This window comes from Streptomyces sp. NPDC059398 (genome assembly GCF_042751845.1).
In the GTDB taxonomy this organism is placed as follows: domain Bacteria; phylum Actinomycetota; class Actinomycetes; order Streptomycetales; family Streptomycetaceae; genus Streptomyces.
In genome coordinates, this window is record NZ_JBHYWP010000032.1 from 37,126 (window position 1) to 56,660 (window position 19,535).

Annotated in this window: 10 protein-coding genes and 1 pseudogene; 9 read left to right on the top strand and 2 right to left on the bottom strand. The window is 69.2% G+C overall.

What is annotated here, in order from left to right; genetic code table 11:
• Positions 1-51: 51 nt before the first annotated feature.
• The 4 genes from ACFXBC_RS14490 (at position 52) to pglX (ending at position 7,448) form a co-directional block, all read left to right on the top strand.
• The gene (locus ACFXBC_RS14490; protein WP_385023345.1) at positions 52-579 is read left to right on the top strand and encodes a hypothetical protein; all 528 of its coding nucleotides are present in this window, start codon (positions 52-54) and stop codon (positions 577-579) included.
• Complete coding sequence (locus tag ACFXBC_RS14495; protein ID WP_385023347.1) at positions 576-1,979, top strand: KGGVGR-motif variant AAA ATPase; 1,404 nt, start codon at positions 576-578, stop codon at positions 1,977-1,979. Before ACFXBC_RS14490 ends, ACFXBC_RS14495 begins: the two co-directional genes overlap by 4 nt.
• Positions 1,976-3,508, top strand: a complete 1,533-nt coding sequence (locus ACFXBC_RS14500; RefSeq protein WP_385023349.1) for a hypothetical protein — start codon at positions 1,976-1,978, stop codon at positions 3,506-3,508. Before ACFXBC_RS14495 ends, ACFXBC_RS14500 begins: the two co-directional genes overlap by 4 nt.
• A 103-nt stretch (positions 3,509-3,611) precedes the next feature.
• The gene (gene pglX, locus ACFXBC_RS14505) at positions 3,612-7,448 is read left to right on the top strand and encodes a BREX-2 system adenine-specific DNA-methyltransferase PglX (protein WP_385023351.1); all 3,837 of its coding nucleotides are present in this window, start codon (positions 3,612-3,614) and stop codon (positions 7,446-7,448) included.
• Positions 7,449-7,513: 65 nt separating this feature from the next.
• Here pglX and ACFXBC_RS14510 read toward each other — a convergent pair whose 3' ends face one another.
• The gene (locus ACFXBC_RS14510) at positions 7,514-7,717 is read right to left on the bottom strand and encodes a DUF397 domain-containing protein (RefSeq protein ID WP_385023353.1); all 204 of its coding nucleotides are present in this window, start codon (positions 7,715-7,717) and stop codon (positions 7,514-7,516) included.
• A pseudogene (locus ACFXBC_RS14515) lies at positions 7,714-8,566 on the bottom strand (helix-turn-helix domain-containing protein). Before ACFXBC_RS14515 ends, ACFXBC_RS14510 begins: the two are co-directional and overlap by 4 nt.
• Positions 8,567-8,842: 276 nt before the next feature.
• Between ACFXBC_RS14515 and ACFXBC_RS14520 the strand changes: the two are divergent.
• The 5 genes from ACFXBC_RS14520 (at position 8,843) to ACFXBC_RS14540 (ending at position 19,535) form a co-directional block, all read left to right on the top strand.
• Positions 8,843-9,331: an ATP-binding protein gene (locus tag ACFXBC_RS14520; RefSeq protein ID WP_385023355.1), complete on the top strand. Its 489-nt coding sequence runs from the start codon at positions 8,843-8,845 to the stop codon at positions 9,329-9,331.
• Positions 9,332-9,407: 76 nt separating this feature from the next.
• Entirely contained in the window at positions 9,408-13,316 is a 3,909-nt protein-coding gene (locus ACFXBC_RS14525) for a hypothetical protein (protein WP_385023357.1), read from the top strand.
• Positions 13,313-16,045: a BREX-2 system phosphatase PglZ gene (pglZ, locus tag ACFXBC_RS14530; protein WP_385023359.1), complete on the top strand. Its 2,733-nt coding sequence runs from the start codon at positions 13,313-13,315 to the stop codon at positions 16,043-16,045. The genes ACFXBC_RS14525 and pglZ overlap by 4 nt, the downstream gene beginning before the upstream one ends.
• A complete protein-coding gene (brxD, locus tag ACFXBC_RS14535; RefSeq protein ID WP_385023361.1) occupies positions 16,042-17,373 on the top strand; it encodes a BREX system ATP-binding protein BrxD in 1,332 nt (443 codons plus the stop codon). The genes pglZ and brxD overlap by 4 nt, the downstream gene beginning before the upstream one ends.
• On the top strand, positions 17,370-19,535 hold the full coding sequence (locus ACFXBC_RS14540; protein WP_385023363.1) for a DEAD/DEAH box helicase: 2,166 nt from the start codon (positions 17,370-17,372) through the stop codon (positions 19,533-19,535). Before brxD ends, ACFXBC_RS14540 begins: the two co-directional genes overlap by 4 nt.

Below are 19,535 nucleotides of genomic sequence, written 5' to 3' on the forward strand. Positions count from 1 at the left end.
GGCGACGGAGTTCACCGGATCGGAGCAACCCAGCGCTCTATGATCGGCATCGTGCCGGACGACAAAGCCGCGGGTGCACAGCCCGCAGACCCCGCAGAGCCCACGACCGACTACCCCTGCGCGGGGGAGCGGCACTTCACCGACGCCTGCTATCTCCACGATGACGGAAGGCTGTTGACCGCAGACCACCTCTTCGGTCTGGCGGTGGAGTGCCTGATGAAGGGGCTGCTGCTCAGGTTTGGCACGGCGTACGGGGTCTCCATGAGGAGGAAGCCGGAAACGGATGACAAGGACAGCAACCGGCCCTGGTGGGACAATCCCGGCACGGGTAAACGCGAGCCGTTGGGGCACTGGAGCGAGGTCGTCCAGGCGCTGCCGATACTTCTCAGCGGCCGCTCCGCTCCCTCGCTCCACCACGCCGTCGCGAGACTCTCCGCGGACTTCGACACCTGGGTCGTCGACGACCGCTACACCGATGGCGCGCACCTGGAACCGGCCCTCATGACCCTCCGCAGGGAGTCGGCCACCCTCGCCAGCGACCTGCAATTGCACGTGGCATTCACCGGAAGGCTCCCATGACCTACTACGACGTGCCGGTCCGCTTCGACGAGGCCCGTCCGGCAGCTTTCTCGCTCGCCCGTGAAGTGGCGGGCGAGGGCTTCGACGTACTGCTCGTTCGGGACGTCCTGGGCCGATTCTCCCTCCTGGTGGACGACGCCGAGGGGGAGGACGCGAGCAGGGAGCAGGCCGACCGCTGGCGGGAGCTGGCCGAGTCCCGCCTCGGCCGCTACCGCGGGGAGCGTCCCCTCGTGCTGACCTCCGTCACACGCCTGCCGAGGACGCTGACGGCCCCGCCGCACGCCATGGACGTCGTGGAGGCCACCGGCACGACGGGCTCGGTGCGCTTCCTCGACAACACCGTGGTGGGCGAGGACTGGTCCAGGGTCACGCTCCCCTCCACCGACGAGCAGGAAGAGGGGGCGCAGAAGCAGCCCGTCCGGCGCACCGCCCTGTACGGCTTCAAGGGCGGCGTGGGCCGCACCACGGCCGCCGCAGTGCTGGCGCGGGCCCTTGCCGACGACGGGAAGATCGTGCTCGTCGTCGACCTCGACCTGGAGTCGCCCGGGGTGGGACCACTCCTGCTCGGATCGGGCACCCTGTGCCGGCACGGCGTTGTGGATCATCTGGTGGAGTCGGCGCTGGACAACGCTGAAGGGCTGGAGATCGTGGCCCGCTCCGGCTACACCCCCCGCAACAAGGGCGAGCTGTGGATCGCCCCGGCGCGCGGCGCGGGCACCGATGGAGTACGTAACGGATACGTGGACAAACTCAACCGGGTGTACGCGGACGCGGGCGGGGCCCGTTTCGCCGACCGGCTGGCTGCGACGGTCCGCGCCTGCGAGGACGCGGTGGCACGAGGCGACAGCGGGCGCGGCCCGGACGTGGTGCTGCTCGACAGCCGGGCGGGCATTCACGATGTGGCCGCCGTGACCATCTCGCACCTGTGCGACTACGCCCTGCTGTTCGGCGCGGACAACGCACAGACCTGGGCGGGGTACGGCGACCTGTTCGAGGCGTGGGCGGTGTCGGGGCAGGCCGCAGCCATCCGGCAGAAGCTGCGCATGGTCGCGTCGATGGTGCCGGACTCGGCGCACTACTCGAAGGACGTCCACCTCAAGTCCTTCCGCGCGGAGGCATTCAGGACCTTCGGCGTCCTCTACGCATCGCTGACACCGGAAGAGGTCGCCGGTGACGGGAAATCGGCCTGGGACCTGGACGACGACCCGGCACCGCACTCCCCGATCCCGATCCTCTTCGAACCGGGCATGGTCGGCATGAACGTGCCCGACTCCCCCGACTGGCAGGAGCGTGCCTTCGTGGAGGCCGCGTACCGTGACTTCCTGAGCACGGCCGTACCCCTGATCATGGCGGGCCCGGCCGGCGAGGCCCCCGCCGAGCCAGAGGAAGTCAGCCTGTGACCGATCCGCTGTCCCCCGGCGAGTACCGCGGCCTGCTCCTGCACGCGCTGGAGGGCACCGTCGACGCGGACACCCGCCCCCCCACCCCGCACACCCTGTACATGCCGGACGCACACCGCACCGCCCTGTACGTGGACAGTACGGTCGTGCTGGGGGACCGAGGCGTCGGCAAGACCTTCTGGGCGCGCTCGCTCCTCGACGCCGAGCTGCGCGAGGCCGCGGCCGACGAGTACCGCATCTCCCGGCTGCGCCGACTGCGCGTCACCGGTGGTTACGGCATGGACATGTTCTCCCCGCACTATCCGGGCCCGCTGGTCCTGCCTTCCCTGCTTGACGGTGGCGCCCGCCCGGAGGAGATCTGGTACGCCGTCCTGCTCACGGCACTGGGACAGCCCGAGTTGCGGGCGACGGCCGACTGGGCCGCGCGCATCGCATGGCTGCGCACGCATGCCCCGGAGGCGGAGGCCACCCTAGCCCGGGCGGACGCGCGCGCCGCAGCCGAGGACGAGGTGCAGCTGCTGGTCTTCGACGGCCTGGAGCACCTGCACCGCGACTGGGAGACACGCAACCGGCTGATCGCCGAACTGCTCCGGGTGGCGTTGCGGATGCGCTTCGGCACCCGCAACATCCGGCTGAAGGTCTTCCTGCGCCACGACATGTTCGAGGCGGCCAAACAACTTTTCCCCGACGCCTCCAAACTGTCGGGCAACGGCGCCCGCCTGGAGTGGGAGCACGCCGATCTGTACGGTCTGCTCTTCCACCACCTGGGGAACGGGGCCGAAAGCGAAGGCGACGCGATCGACGCGCTGGAGGCGGCCGACGACTCGGCGGCACGCTTCCGCCACTTCACCGGCGGCTGGGACGACCCGGCGCCCTCGGGACCCCTCCGGTACGCGCCTCCGCACATCCTTCGCAATGAGGAGAAGACTCAGCGGCCGCTGTTCGAGCGCATCGCGGGCCCCTACATGGGCACCAACATCCGTCAGGGCCGCCCCTATACCTGGCTGCCCAACCACCTGATGGACAGCAAGGGCCTGATCAGCCCGCGCAGCTTCCTCAAGGCGCTCCACGCCGCCGCCGCGACGACCGCCGCCGCGCACTCCTCGCACCCTTACGCGCTGCACCACGATGCCATCCGCTCAGGGGTGCGGGAGGCGTCCAGGGTCCGGGTCGACCAGGTCAGCGAGGACACGCCGTGGGTGGATCTGGCGATAAGGCCGCTCGCAGGCTGCCAGGTACCGATCTCCCAGGGTGACGTCATCCGCGTGTGGGAGCGGGACAACCTCTCCGCGCGGCTGCGTGAGGACGCGGCCCACTACACCCAGGCCGACCGCCCCGAGCTGGTCCGCACCGGACCCCGCCACCCCGACGACTTTCCGCGCCTCGTCGAGGAGCTCATCGACCTCGGTGTACTGCGTCGCCGGGACCAAGGCCCTGCCGACAAGTTCTCGCTCCTCGACCTGCCCGACATCTACCGCCTCGCCTTCGGCTTGGGCCGCCGCGGCGGGATTCCGCTGGTGGGCCGGTAGGAGCGGGGCACGCCCGTTCGGGGGTCCGGCCTGGCAGGATGGACCAGATGGCGTGTGAGAGCAACCGCGCCGGACCCAGAACGAGAGGACAAGAGGTACTCCGGTGCCCTCCGAGGAAGCCCGTACGACCACCGAAGCGCCGGACGCCCCTGCCGCGCCGCCGCACGCCACCCTCCTCAAGGACCTCCAGAAGCAGGTCGCGCTCCTGGAGGAGGATCTGCGCAGGCGGGCCCAGGAGGACAGTGACCAGACCCGGGCACTGAAGGCGGAGTACGAGGAGGCCGCGGGTAAGCGCACCGAAGCGGCCCGGTACGAGTCATGGCTGGAGGAACGGGTGGTGCAGATCGCCGCCGCCTGGGTCCTTGCCTGTGTCTTCGTCCGCTTCTGCGAGGACAACGGTCTGGTCCCCGACGCCCGCATCTCCGGTCCGGGGGAGCGGCTGGTCGAGGCGCAGGACAACCACGACGCGTTCTTCCGCGAGAATCCCCAGCTGAACGACCGCGACTGGCTCAAGGAGTGCTTTCGCAAGCTGGCCGGTGAGCACGCCGTCACCGAGGGCCTCTTCGACTCCGGTTACAACCCCCTGTGGGAGCTCGACCCGTCCTACGACGCCGCCGCCCGCCTGCTCTCCTTCTGGCGTGAACGCGGCTCGGACGGCCGGCTCCGTCACGACTTCACCGATCCCACCCTCAACACCCGTTTCCTCGGCGACCTCTACCAGGACCTGTCCGAGCACGCCCGCAAGACGTACGCGCTGCTCCAGACCCCGGAGTTCGTCGAGAAGTTCATCCTCGATCTCACGCTGACCCCTGCGCTGGAGGAGTTCGGCCTCGACCCGGTGTGGAAGCACCGCCCCGAGGGCTGGACGGGCGAGACGTACGAAGAGATCGACACCGACGGGGCCCCGATCACCGTGGTGCGCGGTCTGCGCTGCATCGACCCGGCCTGTGGCTCCGGCCACTTCCTGCTTGAGCTCTTCAAGCGGGCCCTGGCGGCGTGGCGAGAGGCCGATCGGGGAGCGGAGAACTGGCTCCTGGTACGCCGAGCCCTGGAGTCGGTCCACGGCGCCGACAAGAACCCCTTCGCCGCCTCCATCGCTCGCTTCCGACTGCTGGTCGCGGCCCTTCAGGAGTGCGGGGAGCAGAGGCTGTCCGCCATGCCCGGCATGCCGATCCGCATTGCCGTCGGGGACTCGCTGCTGCACGGACGAGAGGCGGGCCGCGACACGGACCGGACCCTGGACGATGCCGTACGCGAGGACGAGACGTTCACCTACCGCACGGAGGACGTCAAGAGGCACGTGAAGGAGGCCGACCTGCTGGGGCGCGGCTCGTATCACGTGGTCGTCGCCAATCCGCCGTACATCACGGTCAAGGACAAGACCGAGAACGAGAACTACCGCAAGATCTACTGGGCCTGCTCGGGAAAGTACGCACTGTCGGTGCCTTTCGCGCAGCGCATTTTCGAGCTTGCGGTGCGGGGGAGCGGGGATCACCGGGTGGGTGGCTTCACCGGGCAGATCACGTCGAACTCGTTCATGAAGAGGGAATTCGGGGCGACGCTGATCGAGTCGTTCTTCCACGGGGGGCCTTACAAGGATCCGCAGACGCGGCGCAGGCGCGACTTCCCGGGAGTGGAACTCACGCATGTGCTGGACACGTCCGGGGCGTTCATCCCTGGGCACGGTACGCCGACAGTGATCTTGGTGGGACGTAACCGGACAGCTTTGCAGCGGGAGCCGATTCGGGCAGTGCTGGGGGTGCGGGGGGAACCTGGCCAGCCGGAGGACCCGGCGCAGGGCGTGGTGTGGCAGGCGATTGTTTCGCAGTGGCGGAAGCCGGGGGTGGGGTCTGAGGAGTGGGTGACTGTTGAGGACCGGCCTCGATCCGACCTGGCCTCATTTCCGTGGAGTTTGTCGGGGGGCGGGGCGTCCGGGCTGATGAACAGGGTGGAAAGGGCACCTCGTAGACTCGGTGCGCTTCTCGACGGGAAGATCGGGTTCGCGAGCTTCCCTGGTCAGGACGAGGTGTTCTTCCTGACCCCGTCCTGGTTCCGTCAACGGCCAGATGCGCTGGAACTGCGTCGTCCTCTGGTCACAGGCGATGTCGTACGAGACTGGGACATCGATGCAGAGGCGCCGGCTCTGGTGCCGTACGACGCGGATCTTGAGCCCATCGCGTATGAGCCGCAGACAAGGTGGGGACAGCATCTGTGGACCATGCGCACACAGCTCGGGTCCACGACCGGGTTCGGCGGCAAGACACGCGCCGAGTCCGATGAGCCGTGGTGGACGTGGTATCGGTGGGTGGCGGATCGGTATCGGACACCGCTGACTATTGCGTATGGCGAAGTCGCCACTCATAACCACTTCGTGCTGGACGGGGGCGGAAAGGTTTTCAAGCAGACCGCACCCGTGATCAAGCTGCCCGAGTCCGCGAGCGAGGAGCAGTATCTTGAATTGCTGGGGGTGCTGAATTCCTCAGTAAGCTGCTTCTGGATGAAGCAAGTGAGTCACGTCAAGGGTGGCAGCGGGATTGGGCGAGGCATTCAGGATGAAGCCTGGGAGAACCGCTACGCGTTTAACGGGACTCGTCTACAGGAGTTTCCTGTCCCGGCTGAACTGCCTCTTCTGTGGTCCCGTCAACTCGATTCCCTTGCTCAGCAATTGGCCAGCCAGGAGCCCGCTGCCTTCACATCTCCAGGCGTCGCGGCTCCCACCCGCGAAACCCTCGAAGCCGCCAAGGGCGAGCAGGAGCGGATTCGCGCGCGGATGATCCTGCTCCAGGAGGAGCTGGACTGGACCGTGTACGGGTTGTACGGGCTGCTGACCCCCGCCGAGGTCGCTCGGACCACGCTGCCCGGCGACCCTATGGAGATCGTCGACGCTAACGTGCCTGAACTCAAGCTCGGCCAGCGGGCGTTCGAGATCGCTCTGGCTCGCAGCGGGATGGAAACCTCCTGGTTCGAGCGGCACGATTCCACTGATAATCGGACCACCGAGGTCCCCGTCGAGGGCTGGCCCGAGCCCTACCGGCAAATCGTTCAGGCACGTCTCGATCTCATCGCCGAGAACAAAGACATCCGCCTCATCGAGCGGCCGGAGTTCAAGCGCCGCTGGTCCACCAAGAAGTGGAAGGACCGCGAGGCCGCCGCCCTGCGGTCCTGGCTGCTCGACGCCTGCGAGCGTGAGGAGCTGTGGTTCGAGGAGCGGGACGGACTCGACTCCCCCCGCCCGCTCACCATCTACCAGCTCGCCGATGCCCTCCGTCACGACCAAGACGTCCAAGACGTCGCTGCGCTCTATGCTGCCGACCACCTCGGCGCGCGCGACGTTCCGACCTCCACGGTCCTGGCGGCCGTCGTCGAGTCCGAGCACGTCCCCCACCTGGCCGCCCTCCGCTACAAGGAGTCCGGTCTGCGCAAGCGTGCCCAGTGGGAGGCGGTGTGGCAGGAGCAGCGCAAGGAGGACGAGGACGGCGAGCGGCGCGACATCAAGCCGCCGCCCAAGTACACCTCCGCCGATTTCCTCCAGCACAGCTACTGGTCGAACCGCGGCAAGCTTGACGTCCCCAAGGAGCGGTTCGTTTCCTACCCGGGTTCATCGCCGGACAACGATCCCTCCCTCCTGATCGGCTGGGCGGGCTGGAATCACCGCCACCAGGCCGAAGCCCTCGTCAATCTTCTCAACGACCGTTTCAACGTGGATGGTTGGTCCAAGGAGGACCCTCGCTACGTTCCGCTCCTCGCCGGACTCGCGGAGATCATGCCGTGGGTCAGGCAGTGGTACAACGCGTACGACGAGGAGTGGGAGGGGAACCCGTCCGAGGACTTCGACAGCGCCCTCACCGCTGGCCTGTTCGGCCGTGACCTCTCCCGGGCGGACCTTGAGGCATGGCGTCCGGAGAAGAAGGGTCGGGGTCGCCGCAAGGGTGGTGACTAGCTCCAGCTCTGAACACGGCTGAGGGACCGGGGCTCGATGTCCCGGCCCCTCTCCTGTTCAAGGTTTCAGCCGCGCCTGTCCGCCATCTTCAGGAACGCAGCCCACTCCGCGGGGGCGACCGTGAGGACGGGCCCGGCGGCTCGCTTCGAGTCCCGTACGTGAACAAGCGCGTCCGCCCGGGCAACCTCGACGCACTGGCCGCCGTCTCCGGAGCTGTAGCTGCTCTTTGCCCAAAGCAGTTTGGCCGGTTTTCTGCTGTTCGCTGTCACAACTCTCCCAAGAGCTTCTCGATCCAGTCCAGCGACTCCTTTGGAGTCAAGGCCTGGGCCCGCAAGATGCCATACGTGGCTTCGAGATTCTGCACTTTTGCCAGGTCCGCATGCACGATGCTCTGGCTCTGCGCTTCCACGTAGGCCATCCTGCGCCGAGCCTTCGAGAGGAGCAACGTGAAGGGGCCTGCCAAACTGGCGTGTTCGTCGCGTTCGATCGGCGTCACTTGGATCTCGACGTTCCGCTGATGCCCCACGATCAGCAGTTGTTCCAACTGGCATCGCAACACCCTGCGTCCGCCCAACGGCCGCCGCAGCGCCGCCTCTTCAATGACGAAGCTCATGAGTGGCGCAGGCCTGCGCGTGAAGATCTTCTGCCGCATCAGTCGCGCCGCGAGGCGTTGTTCGACGGTTACTTCGTCGAGCAGGGGGCGCCACATCTCGAACACAGCCCGCGCGTATTCCTCGCACTGGAGTAGTCCGTTCGCCAAGAGGGCGTCGTAGGCATGCAGCTCAACGGCCTCTGCCTCCAGGTGGGCGAACTTTTGGAAGAACCCGGATACCGCGCCTTCTCCACCTCCCCCTTCATCACCCCAGCACCCCACCCGCCCCCAGCACCCGGTCCAAGTCGTCCACCAGCCCCGGCTTCGGGATGCGCCGCCCCTATTCCACCGACGCGATCTGCGCTTCCCCGTACCCCACCAGTGCCCCCAGCTCCGCCTGGGTGAGGCCCGCCGCCTCCCGGAGCAGCTTCACCTGGCGGCCGAAGCAGCGCAGGAACCCGCTTCCCGCCTCTCCCGCGTCCGCGCCCACCTCCGCCACCGTGTCCGTGTCCACATCAGAGTCCATCAGATCCATGTCCGCCGCCCCTGGCCGTTGAGCCCCAACAGCGCCCACACCCAGGCAAGTTAATCAGCGTACGGACAGCCCTCCCGCCCGCGAGGGCCGATCGCGGAGACTTCTCCCATGTGGGTGACACCACGGACGTGCGGTGGCCCCGTACAACCCCGACAACCGCCCCCACCCGCCCCCACCCGCCCCACCCGCCCCACCCGCCCCGACAGCAGTTCTCCGTACCGGCTCACCCCCTGTCCGTGCCGGTCCCGGCCGCGCCACCGTCGGCGTATGACAACTCCCTCACCCGCTCCCTTCGAGCTGCGCTTCACCTCCACTCCACGAGGTGCCCGGCTCGCCCGGCGCCTCGCCGCGCACTGCCTCGATGCCTGGGGGTACGGCTACGACACGCCCGCTCACCACGATGCGAGCCTCGTTGTCGCGGAGCTCGCTGCGAACGCCGTCACGCACGGTGCGGTACCCGGCCGTGACGTACTGCTGCGCCTCACTCTGCTCCCGGCACAGGGACGACAGGAACAGCTGCGCATCGAGGTCAGCGACACCCGGGGGGAACGTCGGCCCGCCATCCGCACCCCCACCACCGCCATTGCCCCCATGCTCGAAACGGGGCGAGGCCTCCTGATCGTCGCCGCGCTCGCCGAGAGCTGGGGAGTGGAGCCCCGGAGGGGCGCGCCCGGCAAGACGGTCTGGGCGGTGGTGACCTTGATCGCTCCGGTTTCCGTGACCGTCCGCTCTGCGGCCGTACCCCTGGCACCATAGAGAGACGTGGTGTGTGCGGGACGCGGGCGAAGGCCCGGGCCCCGCCGGGAGCAGGTGTGGGGAGCGGAAGCGGCGGATGGCGCGAGGCAGCGGGACCGTACTGAAGGACGTCCTCGACATCAAGGAGGACCTCCACTCCGGCGACTTCAAGGTCGCGCTGACCGAGGGGTTCGCCGGGAAGGCTGCCGGGTCGGTCGACGACTACGTCGTCACCCCGCAGCTCCAGGAGCAATTCCGTACAGCGCTGAAGGTGGTCGGCAGGGCCGTCCGCACGAACGGTTCGTACGCCGCCTACCTGCACGGCTCCTTCGGTTCCGGCAAGAGCCACTTCCTGTCCGTGCTGCACGCCGTACTCAACGGGGACGAGGCCGTTCAGGGCAAGGACCGGCTGCGGGAGGTCGTCGCCGAGCACGCGGACTGGCTGCCCGGCAAGAAGTTCCTGATGGTGCCCTACCACCTGGTGGGCGCGGCCAGCCTGGAATCCGCGCTGCTGGGCGGGTATGTGAAGACGGTGCGCGAGGAGCGCCCGCGTGAGGCGACGCCGCTGGTGTTCCGGGCCGACTCGCTGCTCGCGGACGCGCGGGCGCTACGCGAGAACATCGGCGACGAGGCGTTCATCCGGCTGCTGCCCGCACCTGTGGCCCCCCACCCGGCGGCCGCCACCAGTGACGCCACGGACACCGCCGAGGACGACGAGGACGGGGATCTGCAGCCCATCGGCGCCGCGCCGGTGCTCGGCTGGACCACCGGCGCCCTGGACGCGGCTTTCCGAGCTCCGGCCGGCGACCCGCAGCGGGACCAGCTGCTCACCGCCCTGTTCAGCGGACCCAACAAGTCATACGCGGACAGCGTCAGCGGGGACGCCGCAGCGTACGTCTCGCTGGACGACGGGCTCAGCGAGATGAGCAAGCACGCACAGCGGCTCGGCTACGACGGTGTGGTGCTGTTCCTGGACGAGCTGGTGCTGTGGCTGCAGGCCAGGATGTCCGACCGGACGTTCATCAACGACGAGATCCAGAAGCTCGTCAAGCTGATCGAGTCGAGCAACCCGAACCGGCCGGTGCCGATCGTCTCGTTCATCTCTCGCCAGCGCGACCTGTCCCAGCTCGTCGGCTCCGAGATCCTCGGTTCGGACGTGGAGAACCTCCAGCAGGCCATGGAGTACCTCAAGGAGCGGGTCACCGTCATCGGCCTGGAGGACAGCAACCTCCCAGACATCATCAAGGAGCGCGTCCTCAAGCCGCGCCCGGGGCAGGAGCAGGCGCTCGACGCCGCGTTCGCCGGGGTCGACAGGGCGGGACAGCTGGTCAAGGACGTCCTGCTCGACGGCGAGGGCGCCACGGGGGCCGACTGGGACGACTTCCGGGCCGTCTACCCGCTCTCGCCGGCCCTGCTGAACGTACTGGTCGCCCTCGCCGGCACGCTCCAGCGCGAACGCACGGGTCTCAAGCTCGTCCAGCAGCTCCTGGAGAAGAACGCGGACGCGGAGATCGGGCGGCTGATCCCGCTCGGCGACCTGTGGGACGTACTCGTCGACAACCAGAGCACTGCGTTCACCGCGAGGCTCCAGCAGGAGTCGGAGACCGCCCGCCGCTTTCACGAGCGGGCCCGTCGCTTCCTGCTGGGCAAGTACGGCAGCGCCGACCACCCCGACTTCATCGCCGACGACCGCTTCGTCAAGACGCTGCTGCTCGCCGCGCTCGCCCCCGACGTGCCCGCGCTGCGCCGCCTCACCGCCAGCAGGCTCGCTGCCCTCAACCACGGATCAGTGCGCTCGCGCGCCGTGCCCGTACGGGACAAGGTCGTCCAGCGGATCCGGGCGTTGCAGGGCGAGTTCCCCTCGGAGCTGCGCTCCGAGGGGAGTGACGACCCGGTGTACTCGCTGCACCTGTCGGACTTGGACATCGAGCCGATCCTCGCCGCCGTCGTCGGCGAGGACAAGGCCGGACCGCGGCGCACCTGGCTGCGTGAGCGGCTGTGGGAGGAGCTGGGCCTCACCGGGAAACAGGGCCAGCTCGTCGACGAGAAGAAGATCGTCTGGCGGGGCTCGGAGCGCACCGTGGAGTTCGTGTTCGGCATGGTGCGCGACCCGCGCAGCATCGCCGACGAGGCCTTCGAACCAGCCACCGCGGGGAACCTGCGCATCGTCCTGGACTGCCCCTACGACGAGGAGACCGGCCACTCCCCGGACGACGCCTACCGCCGGGTCACCGCGCTGCAGCGGGCGAACCCGTCCGGCACCCCGGTCCTGGTCTGGCTGTGCGACCACTTCTCCGAGCAGCGCAAGGCCCAGCTCGGTCAGCTCATGCGGATCAACTTCCTGCTGGAACGCGACCGGCTGTCGGAGTACATCCGCAACTTCTCGCCGGACGACCGGGCCAAGGCCCGCCGCCAGCTGGAGCACGGCCGCGAGAACCTCACCCGCACTCTGGTCGAATCCCTGCGCGAGGTCTACGGGCTCGCCGAGGTCACCGAGGGCACCCGGGGAGCGGAGGTGTACGACGGCCAGCACGTGCTGTCGCTGCAGCCCGAGTACCCGCGCCCGCAGCCCGAGGGCAGCAAGCCGTTCGGGCAGGCCGTGAACCAGCTCGCCGACGGACTGCTCACGGCTCTTTACCCCAAGCACCCCGACTTCGGCCCCGGACCTGGCAGCACTCCGAAGGCCGTCACGCCGGGCGAGCTCACCACCGCCCTGGAGTGGATCACCAGGGCCATGGACGAGGGCGGACGCATCGAGGTCGAGCCGAAGGACCTGCGGACCGTCAAGCGCGTCGTGGAGGCCCTGAAGCTCGGCGGCGTCCACGACGGCCCGCTCGTGATCGGCGGCACCGAACTGCGTACCCGGATCAACCGGGCCGCAGCCGCCCACAAGCAGGACGGTGAGCTGGCGGTGGAGGACATCCGCAACTGGCTCAAGGACGACCTCGGTATCGGCGGCCTCAGCAAGCTGGTCTCCAGCCTCCTCATCGCCGCCTACGCCCTCCTCGACGACCGCTCGTGGGCGCTGTACTCCGGCACCGAGACCACGCCCCCGCCGCTCGCCGACATCAGCCTCGGCTGGAAGCTGCGCTCCCAGCAGCTGCCCACCGAGGAGGAGTACGACACCGCCAGGGACCGGGCCGGGCGGCTCTTCGGCGTTCCCGCCAAGCCGGGACTGTTCGCGCGGAACGTCAACAAGCTCGCCGCCGAGGTCATGGCCCGTGTGGAGACGTACGACAAGAGCGTCGGCGGGGTGCGCACCGTGCTGAAGCGGCACGCCGCGCTCCTCGGGCTCGACGACGTCACCGCGACCCCGCGCGGCGCCCTGCTGCGCGAGGCCGAAGCCCTCCTCGCCCGGCTCCGTCGCCACACCGACGACGCCACCGGCCTGGTGAGCGAGCTGGCCTCCGTCTCGTACCAGACACGGGCCCGGGACCTGTCCCACGCGATGGGCAGCGCCGCAGAGGTACTGACCGCCCTGAACGACACCGACTGGCGGCTGCTGGCCAGCGTGCGTGCCCTCACCGGCCGCGACGACAGCATCGGCGACCGGTCCCAGCAGCTCATGGACCGCATCAGTGAGGCGGCACACGCCCCGGAGCGCGAACGGTCACTCGGCCCCGAACTCGACGCCGTCCGCAAGCACGGACTCGGGCTGCTCGACGACGCTCTGAACCTGGAACGGCCCGCTCCCATCCCTGTTCCGGTCGAGCCGACCGCCGAGATCGACGCCGATCGGATCCCGCTCTCCCAGCACGGCAACCCGCCCGTGTCCTCGGACCCGACCAACCTCGTGGGGGGGGAACAGGACCCGCTGACCTGGGACCCCGAGCCCGGACCCGGCACCCTGCCCCGGGCCGGACGGCATGTCATCGCCCCCGGACAGGCCGCGCTCCACGCCGATCTCGACGCCGTACGCGAGGCCATCGAAGCGTTCCGCGCCCTGCACCCGGACACGCCGGTGGAGATCTCCTGGCGTGCACAGCAGGAAGGTGAGACCCCGTGACGGCCACCCGGCCCGTCGCGGGCCGACGCGCCATCGAGATGCTCCTGCACAGCGAGCTCAAGGAGGCCCCGGGACGTCGGCTCGTCCTCGTCGACGCCGTCTGGGACGCCGCTGAAAAGGACACGGAGTTCACCGTCCCGGTGGGGGAGGGGAAACACCGCCGGGTCGTCGTCACCGACCAGGACTCACCGCTCGGTGTCACGGATGCCTGGCACCGGCACATGGGGGGAAGCGACCCGCAGGACGACAGCGTCCTCGTCGTCACCGGCACCGTACCCGCCGAGCAGCTCAGCCTGGACCTGCGCGCCCACGCCGTACATCGCCAGCCGCTGCACGTCGACCGGGCGGAGATCGTCACCCAGCTCTTCGGGGCCTCCGACCTGGACCCGCGGATGCTCGGTGAGCACTGGCTCCTCGACGGGCTGCTGCAGGCCGAACCCCTGGACGGCTGGCCCCGCACCGGTGCCGTCCTTACCCGCGACCGAGCCGTGCGCGCTCTGCTCGACGCACGCCTGGGCCTGGGCAGCGTCGCCTCCGCCACCCTGGACCTGGACGCGGATGCCCTCTTCTCCTGGACCCGCAGCCCGGCCGGACCCGCCCGCTACGCCGCCCTGGCCGACAGCGAACGGAACGGACTGCAGACCTGGCTGACACGCGTCGTCGGCCCGGCCGCTGAGACCCTGCTCACACTGGCCGCCGAGGGCCGCGGCGGCGACGCGCTCCCACTGGGCGCGCTCGCCTCCGCCGCACTGGCCTCCGCGGCCCCCGAAGCCGCGGGGTTCGCCCTCGGGACCTTGTTCGGCCCGGCTCTCGCCTCCTTCGACACGCTGCGGCCGTTCGCCGACGCCGCCACCGGTGTGCTCACCCGCTGGATCGCCAGGGCAGAGGGCGCCGCGCCCACCGATGCCGCCCGCGACCGGGTTCTGGCCGTGCTGGAACGCGCCGACCGGCTGGCCGCCGACGCCCGCCTCACCGACCACGTACGTGGCGACCGACTGCTCCCGTCCGGCTATCTGGGGCGGCTGCGCACCCTGGCTGCCTGCCTCGGCAGTCGCGGTAACGGCGCCATCACACTGGCCGAATCCGCGCTGCGCGACCTGGAATCCCATCAGCTCGCCATGGTCCACGGGGATTCCACTGAGACCGCCCGCACCGCCGTCCGCCTGATGCGCTGGCTCGCCACCGAACCCGCCGCGCCCGCCACCGTCGCCCAGGCCGTGCAACAACACATGTCCTCGTCCGGCTGGGCCGATCTGGCCGTCGCCGTCCTCGCGGAAGGCGACGCCTCCCGCGACACCGCAATCGGCGAGGCGTACCGCAAGCTGATAGGAGCCGCCCGCGTCCGCCGCACCGCCGCCGACGCCCGTTTCGCCGGGCTGCTCGTCACCTGGACCGAGAACGCCTGCCAGCAGGCCGACGGTGGTGCGCTGCTCATCGAAGACGCCCTCGCCAAGGCCGCGGCCCCGTTGTCCCACAACGGCGGACGTCCGCTGATCCTCGTGCTCGACGGCATGAGCGCGGACATCGCCGTCGGCCTCGCCGCCGAGCTGGACCGGCGCGTGTGGACCGAGGTGGTGCCCGCCGCCTCGGGAACCGCAGGACCGCAGCGACTGGCGGCCGTTTCCATGCTGCCGTCCATCACCCGCTACAGCCGGGCCTCACTGCTGAGCGGCCGACCCTGCGAGGGCGGACAGTCCGCCGAGCGCAGCGGGTTCAGCGCCTTCTGGCGGCGCCGCCACCGCGAGGCGCACCTCTTCCACAAGGGCTACGAGGGCCCGCCAGGGCACCGGCTCGCCCCCGAACTGGTTCAGGCCCTCGCCTCGGACGACATCGTCGCGGTCGTCCTCAACACCATCGACGAAGCCCTGGACGACGGCCGGGAGGGAGCCGGTGGCCGCTGGCAGCTCGCCGGCATCGGCAAGCTGCCCGATCTGTTGAACGCCGCCCGGGATTACGGGCGCCCCGTCGTCCTGGTCTCCGACCACGGCCATGTCATCGACCGCACCGAACGAGGCCACCTGCCCGCGGAGGTCACCGGAGTGCGGGGGGCACGCTGGCGTACCGGCGAGCCGAGGGATGGCGAGGTCGTCCTGGCAGGTTCACGCGTGCTCACGGACGGCAAACGCATCACCGCTGCCTGGCGCGACGACCTGCGCTACAGCGCCCGCGCCGCCGGATACCATGGCGGCGCCTCGCTCGCCGAGGTCACCGTCCCCGTGATCACCCTGGTGCCCTCCGGCGGAGCGGTGCCGTCGGGGTGGGTGCTGCTGCCACTCGAGACGATCGAGCCCTCATGGTGGACGGCGTCCGACAGCACTGAGGCCCCTCCGGCAGCCGCTCCCGCCTTCGAAGTCGCACGGGAACAGGCGCCCGTCGCGGTCGGGGCCGGTTCCGATGCCCTCACCCTCGGCCTGCGTACCGTACGTAGCGCCTCGTACAAGTCCCAGCTCGAATTCGTCCGCGGTGCACCCGAGCGGAAGGCGGTCGCCGCGGCCCTGGACGCCTTGGACGCGGCAGGCGGAAAACTCTCACCCGGCGCGGTCGCCGCCGCCGCCCAGTCCGCCACCGGCAAATCTCAGCGCAACCCCGCCCGTTTCGCCACGATGCTGGAACGACTCCTCAACATCGACGGCTACCCGGTGCTCCGTCTCGTCGAGTCCGGGCGCACCGTACAGCTGGACCGCGCCCTGCTGGAGCAGCAGTTCCCGTCCTCGAAAGGCACCGCATGACCCGCCCGGTCCTCGACATCAGCGCCGCGCGCCGCCGCGACGTGGTCGACGCGCTGCGCCGCGGCACCGTCCCGCAGGCAGGGCTCGGGTTGTTCGCCGTCGGCCTCGACCGCTTCGAAATTGCGCTCGACGACGACCTGGCCACCGTCGCTCGGGGTGGGGCCGCTTTCCACGCCCTGCGCGGTGAGTACGGATCCGGCAAGACCTTCTTCGCCCGCTGGCTCGCAGAACGGGCCAAACGGCGTGGACTCGCCGTCAGCGAGGTCCAGATCTCCGAGACGGAGACTCCGCTGCACCGCCTGGAAACCGTCTACCGTCGGCTCACTGAGCGACTGGCGACCGCCACCCACCAGCCATCCGCACTGCGTGCCGTCATCGACTCCTGGTTCTACGCGCTGGAAGAGGAAGTGCTGGCGGGCGGGGAGGCGGCAGAAGACGATGAAGCGGCACTGGCAATCGCAGTCGACGCCCTTCTGGAACAGCGACTGGCCGCAGTTGCCCGTACTACCCCCGCCTTCTCAGCTGCGCTGCGCGGCTACCGGCGTGCCGTGGCGGCAGGCGACGGAGCCCTCGCTGAAGCCCTCATCGCCTGGATAGGCGGACAGAAGTCGGTGGCCGCCGCCGCGAAACGAGCCGCGGGAATCCGCGGAGACCTCGATCACTTCGCCGCCCTCGGTTTCCTCCAGGGTCTACTCACCGTGCTGAGGGACTGCGGACACCCCGGGCTTCTGCTGGTCTTCGACGAAGTCGAGACCTTGCAGCGGGTACGCGGCGACGTCCGCGAAAAGTCCCTGAACGCGCTGCGCCAGCTCCTCGACGAGATCGACACGGGCCGATTCCCCGGCCTCTTCCTCGTCATCACCGGCACCCCGGCCTTCTACGACGGCCAACAGGGAGCGCAGCGTCTCGCGCCCCTGGCCCAGCGACTGGCCACGGACTTCACCACCGACCCGCGCTTCGACTCACCGCGCGCCGTGCAGCTGCGCCTGCCCGGCTTCGACCTCGCCTCCCTCGGCGATCTGGGACGCAGCGTCCGCGACATCTATGCCGCAGACGCCCGCCACCCCGAACGGCTCGCCCAACGCGCGGACGACGCCTACCTGGACGAACTGGCAGGTGCCGTCACCGGCGCGCTCGGCGGGAAAGTCGGCATCGCCCCGCGTTTGTACCTGCGCAAACTGGTCGCCGACGTCCTCGACCGGATCGACGAGTTCAATGACTTCGACCCGAGACGGCACTACGCCCTCACCTTGCAGACGACTGAGCTCAGCGCAGTGGAACGCAACGCGGCTACCAGAGCAGCGGACATCCCTCTGGACCTGCCGTGACACGCCGTCCGCCCGACGACGCAGAATCATGGCCCGCCCCCGACGCGTTCGACCTGCTGGATCCCGTGCTCCAGCACCACGTCGTCAACAGCCTCGGCTGGCCGGCCCTGCGTCCGCTCCAGGAAGATGCCGTCTCACCGCTCCTGGCGGGCCAGGACGCCGTACTCCTGGCCCCCACCGCCGGCGGCAAGACGGAAGCCGCCGTCTTCCCCCTGCTGAGCCGTATGAACCGCAGTGGGTGGAAGGGCACCAGCGTTCTGTACGTGTGCCCGCTCAAGGCACTTCTCAACAACCTCCACCCCAGGCTGGAGATGTACACGGGCTGGTTGGGCCGCACCACGGGCTTGTGGCACGGGGACGTCACCACTTCACGCCGACGCCGTCTCCTGATCCAGCGCCCCGACATTCTGCTGACCACACCCGAATCCCTGGAGTCGATGCTGGTCAGCACGCACGTCGACCACCGCTCCTTCTTCAGCGGCCTGCGGTCGGTCATCGTCGACGAGGTACACGCCTTCGCCGGGGACGACCGGGGCTGGCACCTGCTGGCCGTTCTCGAACGCCTGGGACGAATCGCAGGTCGTCCGCTCCAGCGTGTCGGCCTGTCCGCGACGATCGGCAACCCCGCCGAACTCCTCGGCTGGCTGCAAGGGTCAGGGCATGGCACGCGGGTCGGACGGGTTATCGCACCCCCGTCCCAGCCACCAACTCCTCCGACGGACGCCACCAGTCCCGTCGGCGACATCGAACTCGACTACGTAAGGTCCGTCGCGAACGCGGCACTCGTCATCTCAGCCCTTCACCGAGGCGAGAAGCGGCTGGTTTTCTGCGAGAGTCGTCGTACCGTCGAAGAACTGGGCGAGCAGCTACGCCTGCGTGGAGTCGTCACCTTCCTCTCTCACGCGTCGCTCTCGGTGGACGAACGCCGCCGGGCCGAGCAAGCGTTCGCGGAGGCCAGGGACTGCGTAATCGTCTCCACCAGCACGCTGGAACTCGGCATCGACGTCGGAGACCTTGACCGTGTTATCCAGCTCGACGCCCCCCGCACTGTCGCTGCCTTCCTTCAGCGGCTCGGCCGCACCGGACGACGCCCCGGCACCAACCGCAACTGTCTCTTCCTGGCCCTCAGTGAGGAAGGACTGCTCGCATCAGCCGCGCTCCTGCTCCGCTGGGCGCGCGGCTGGGTGGAACCGATCACGCCTCCCCCCGAACCCCGCCACCTCGTCGCCCAACAGATGCTCGCCCTATGCCTTCAGGAACACCGAATCGGTGAGAATCTGTGGCAGCAGGCGTGGGGAGACATCGGCCTCTTCGGCTCCGGCGCCGCACCTGTCGTACAGCACTTGGTCGAACAGGGCTACCTCGACCAGGACTCGGGCATGTTGTTCATCGGGCCCGAGGCCGAACACCGCTACGGACACCGTCATTTCATGAACCTGACGGCGGTCTTCACCGCCCCGCCCGAGTTCACCGTGTTCAACGGCCGCACCGAGATCGGCCGAACCGACCCCGACCTGCTCACGGAACAAGTCCAGGGGCCACGCAGACTCCTGTTGGCGGGACGCAGCTGGCAGGTCACCCACATCGACTTCAGCCGCCGGCGCTGCTTCGTCACCCCGGTCGATGATGGTGGACGCGCCAGGTGGAGCGGGTTCGGCGCTGAACGCATCCTGTCGTACGAGCTGGCACGGGCTGCGCGTGACGTTCTCCTCGGTGAGGACCCGCCCGTCCGTCTCACCACGCGGGCCACGGCACGCCTGGCCGAAGCCCGGGAGGCACATTTGGAGGTGGTGCATCCTGGCGGAACTGTCATCGCCCGTCGCTCCGACGGAGAAACGCGCTGGTGGACTTGGGCCGGACAGCGCGCCAACGCCACACTGGCTGCGAGCCTGGCGTCAACAGTTTCACCTCACCGCAGGGCCCATGCCCATGGGATCCGTTTGCGGGACGATCTCACGCCCGAAGTCTGGGCGCGTGCCATGGCGCGGGCACACGAAGGATTGTGCCTGCCGGATGTCGACCGGCAGGCGGTGCGCGGTTTGAAGTTCGCCGAGGCCCTTCCATTGAGGCTGGCAGAGGCGACGCTTGCCGCGCGTGCCATTGACAAGCAGGGAGCCAGCCTGATCCTTGACACGCCAGTTCGGTTTCTGAATCTTCACTGA

Bases quoted from the DNA above. Each gene is read 5' to 3' on its own strand.
- ACFXBC_RS14495 (WP_385023347.1), top strand. From the start codon at position 576: ATGACCTACTACGACGTGCCGGTCCGCTTCGACGAGGCCCGTCCGGCA.
- ACFXBC_RS14520 (WP_385023355.1), top strand. From the start codon at position 8,843: ATGACAACTCCCTCACCCGCTCCCTTCGAGCTGCGCTTCACCTCCACT.
- ACFXBC_RS14525 (WP_385023357.1), top strand. From the start codon at position 9,408: ATGGCGCGAGGCAGCGGGACCGTACTGAAGGACGTCCTCGACATCAAG.
- brxD (WP_385023361.1), top strand. From the start codon at position 16,042: ATGACCCGCCCGGTCCTCGACATCAGCGCCGCGCGCCGCCGCGACGTG.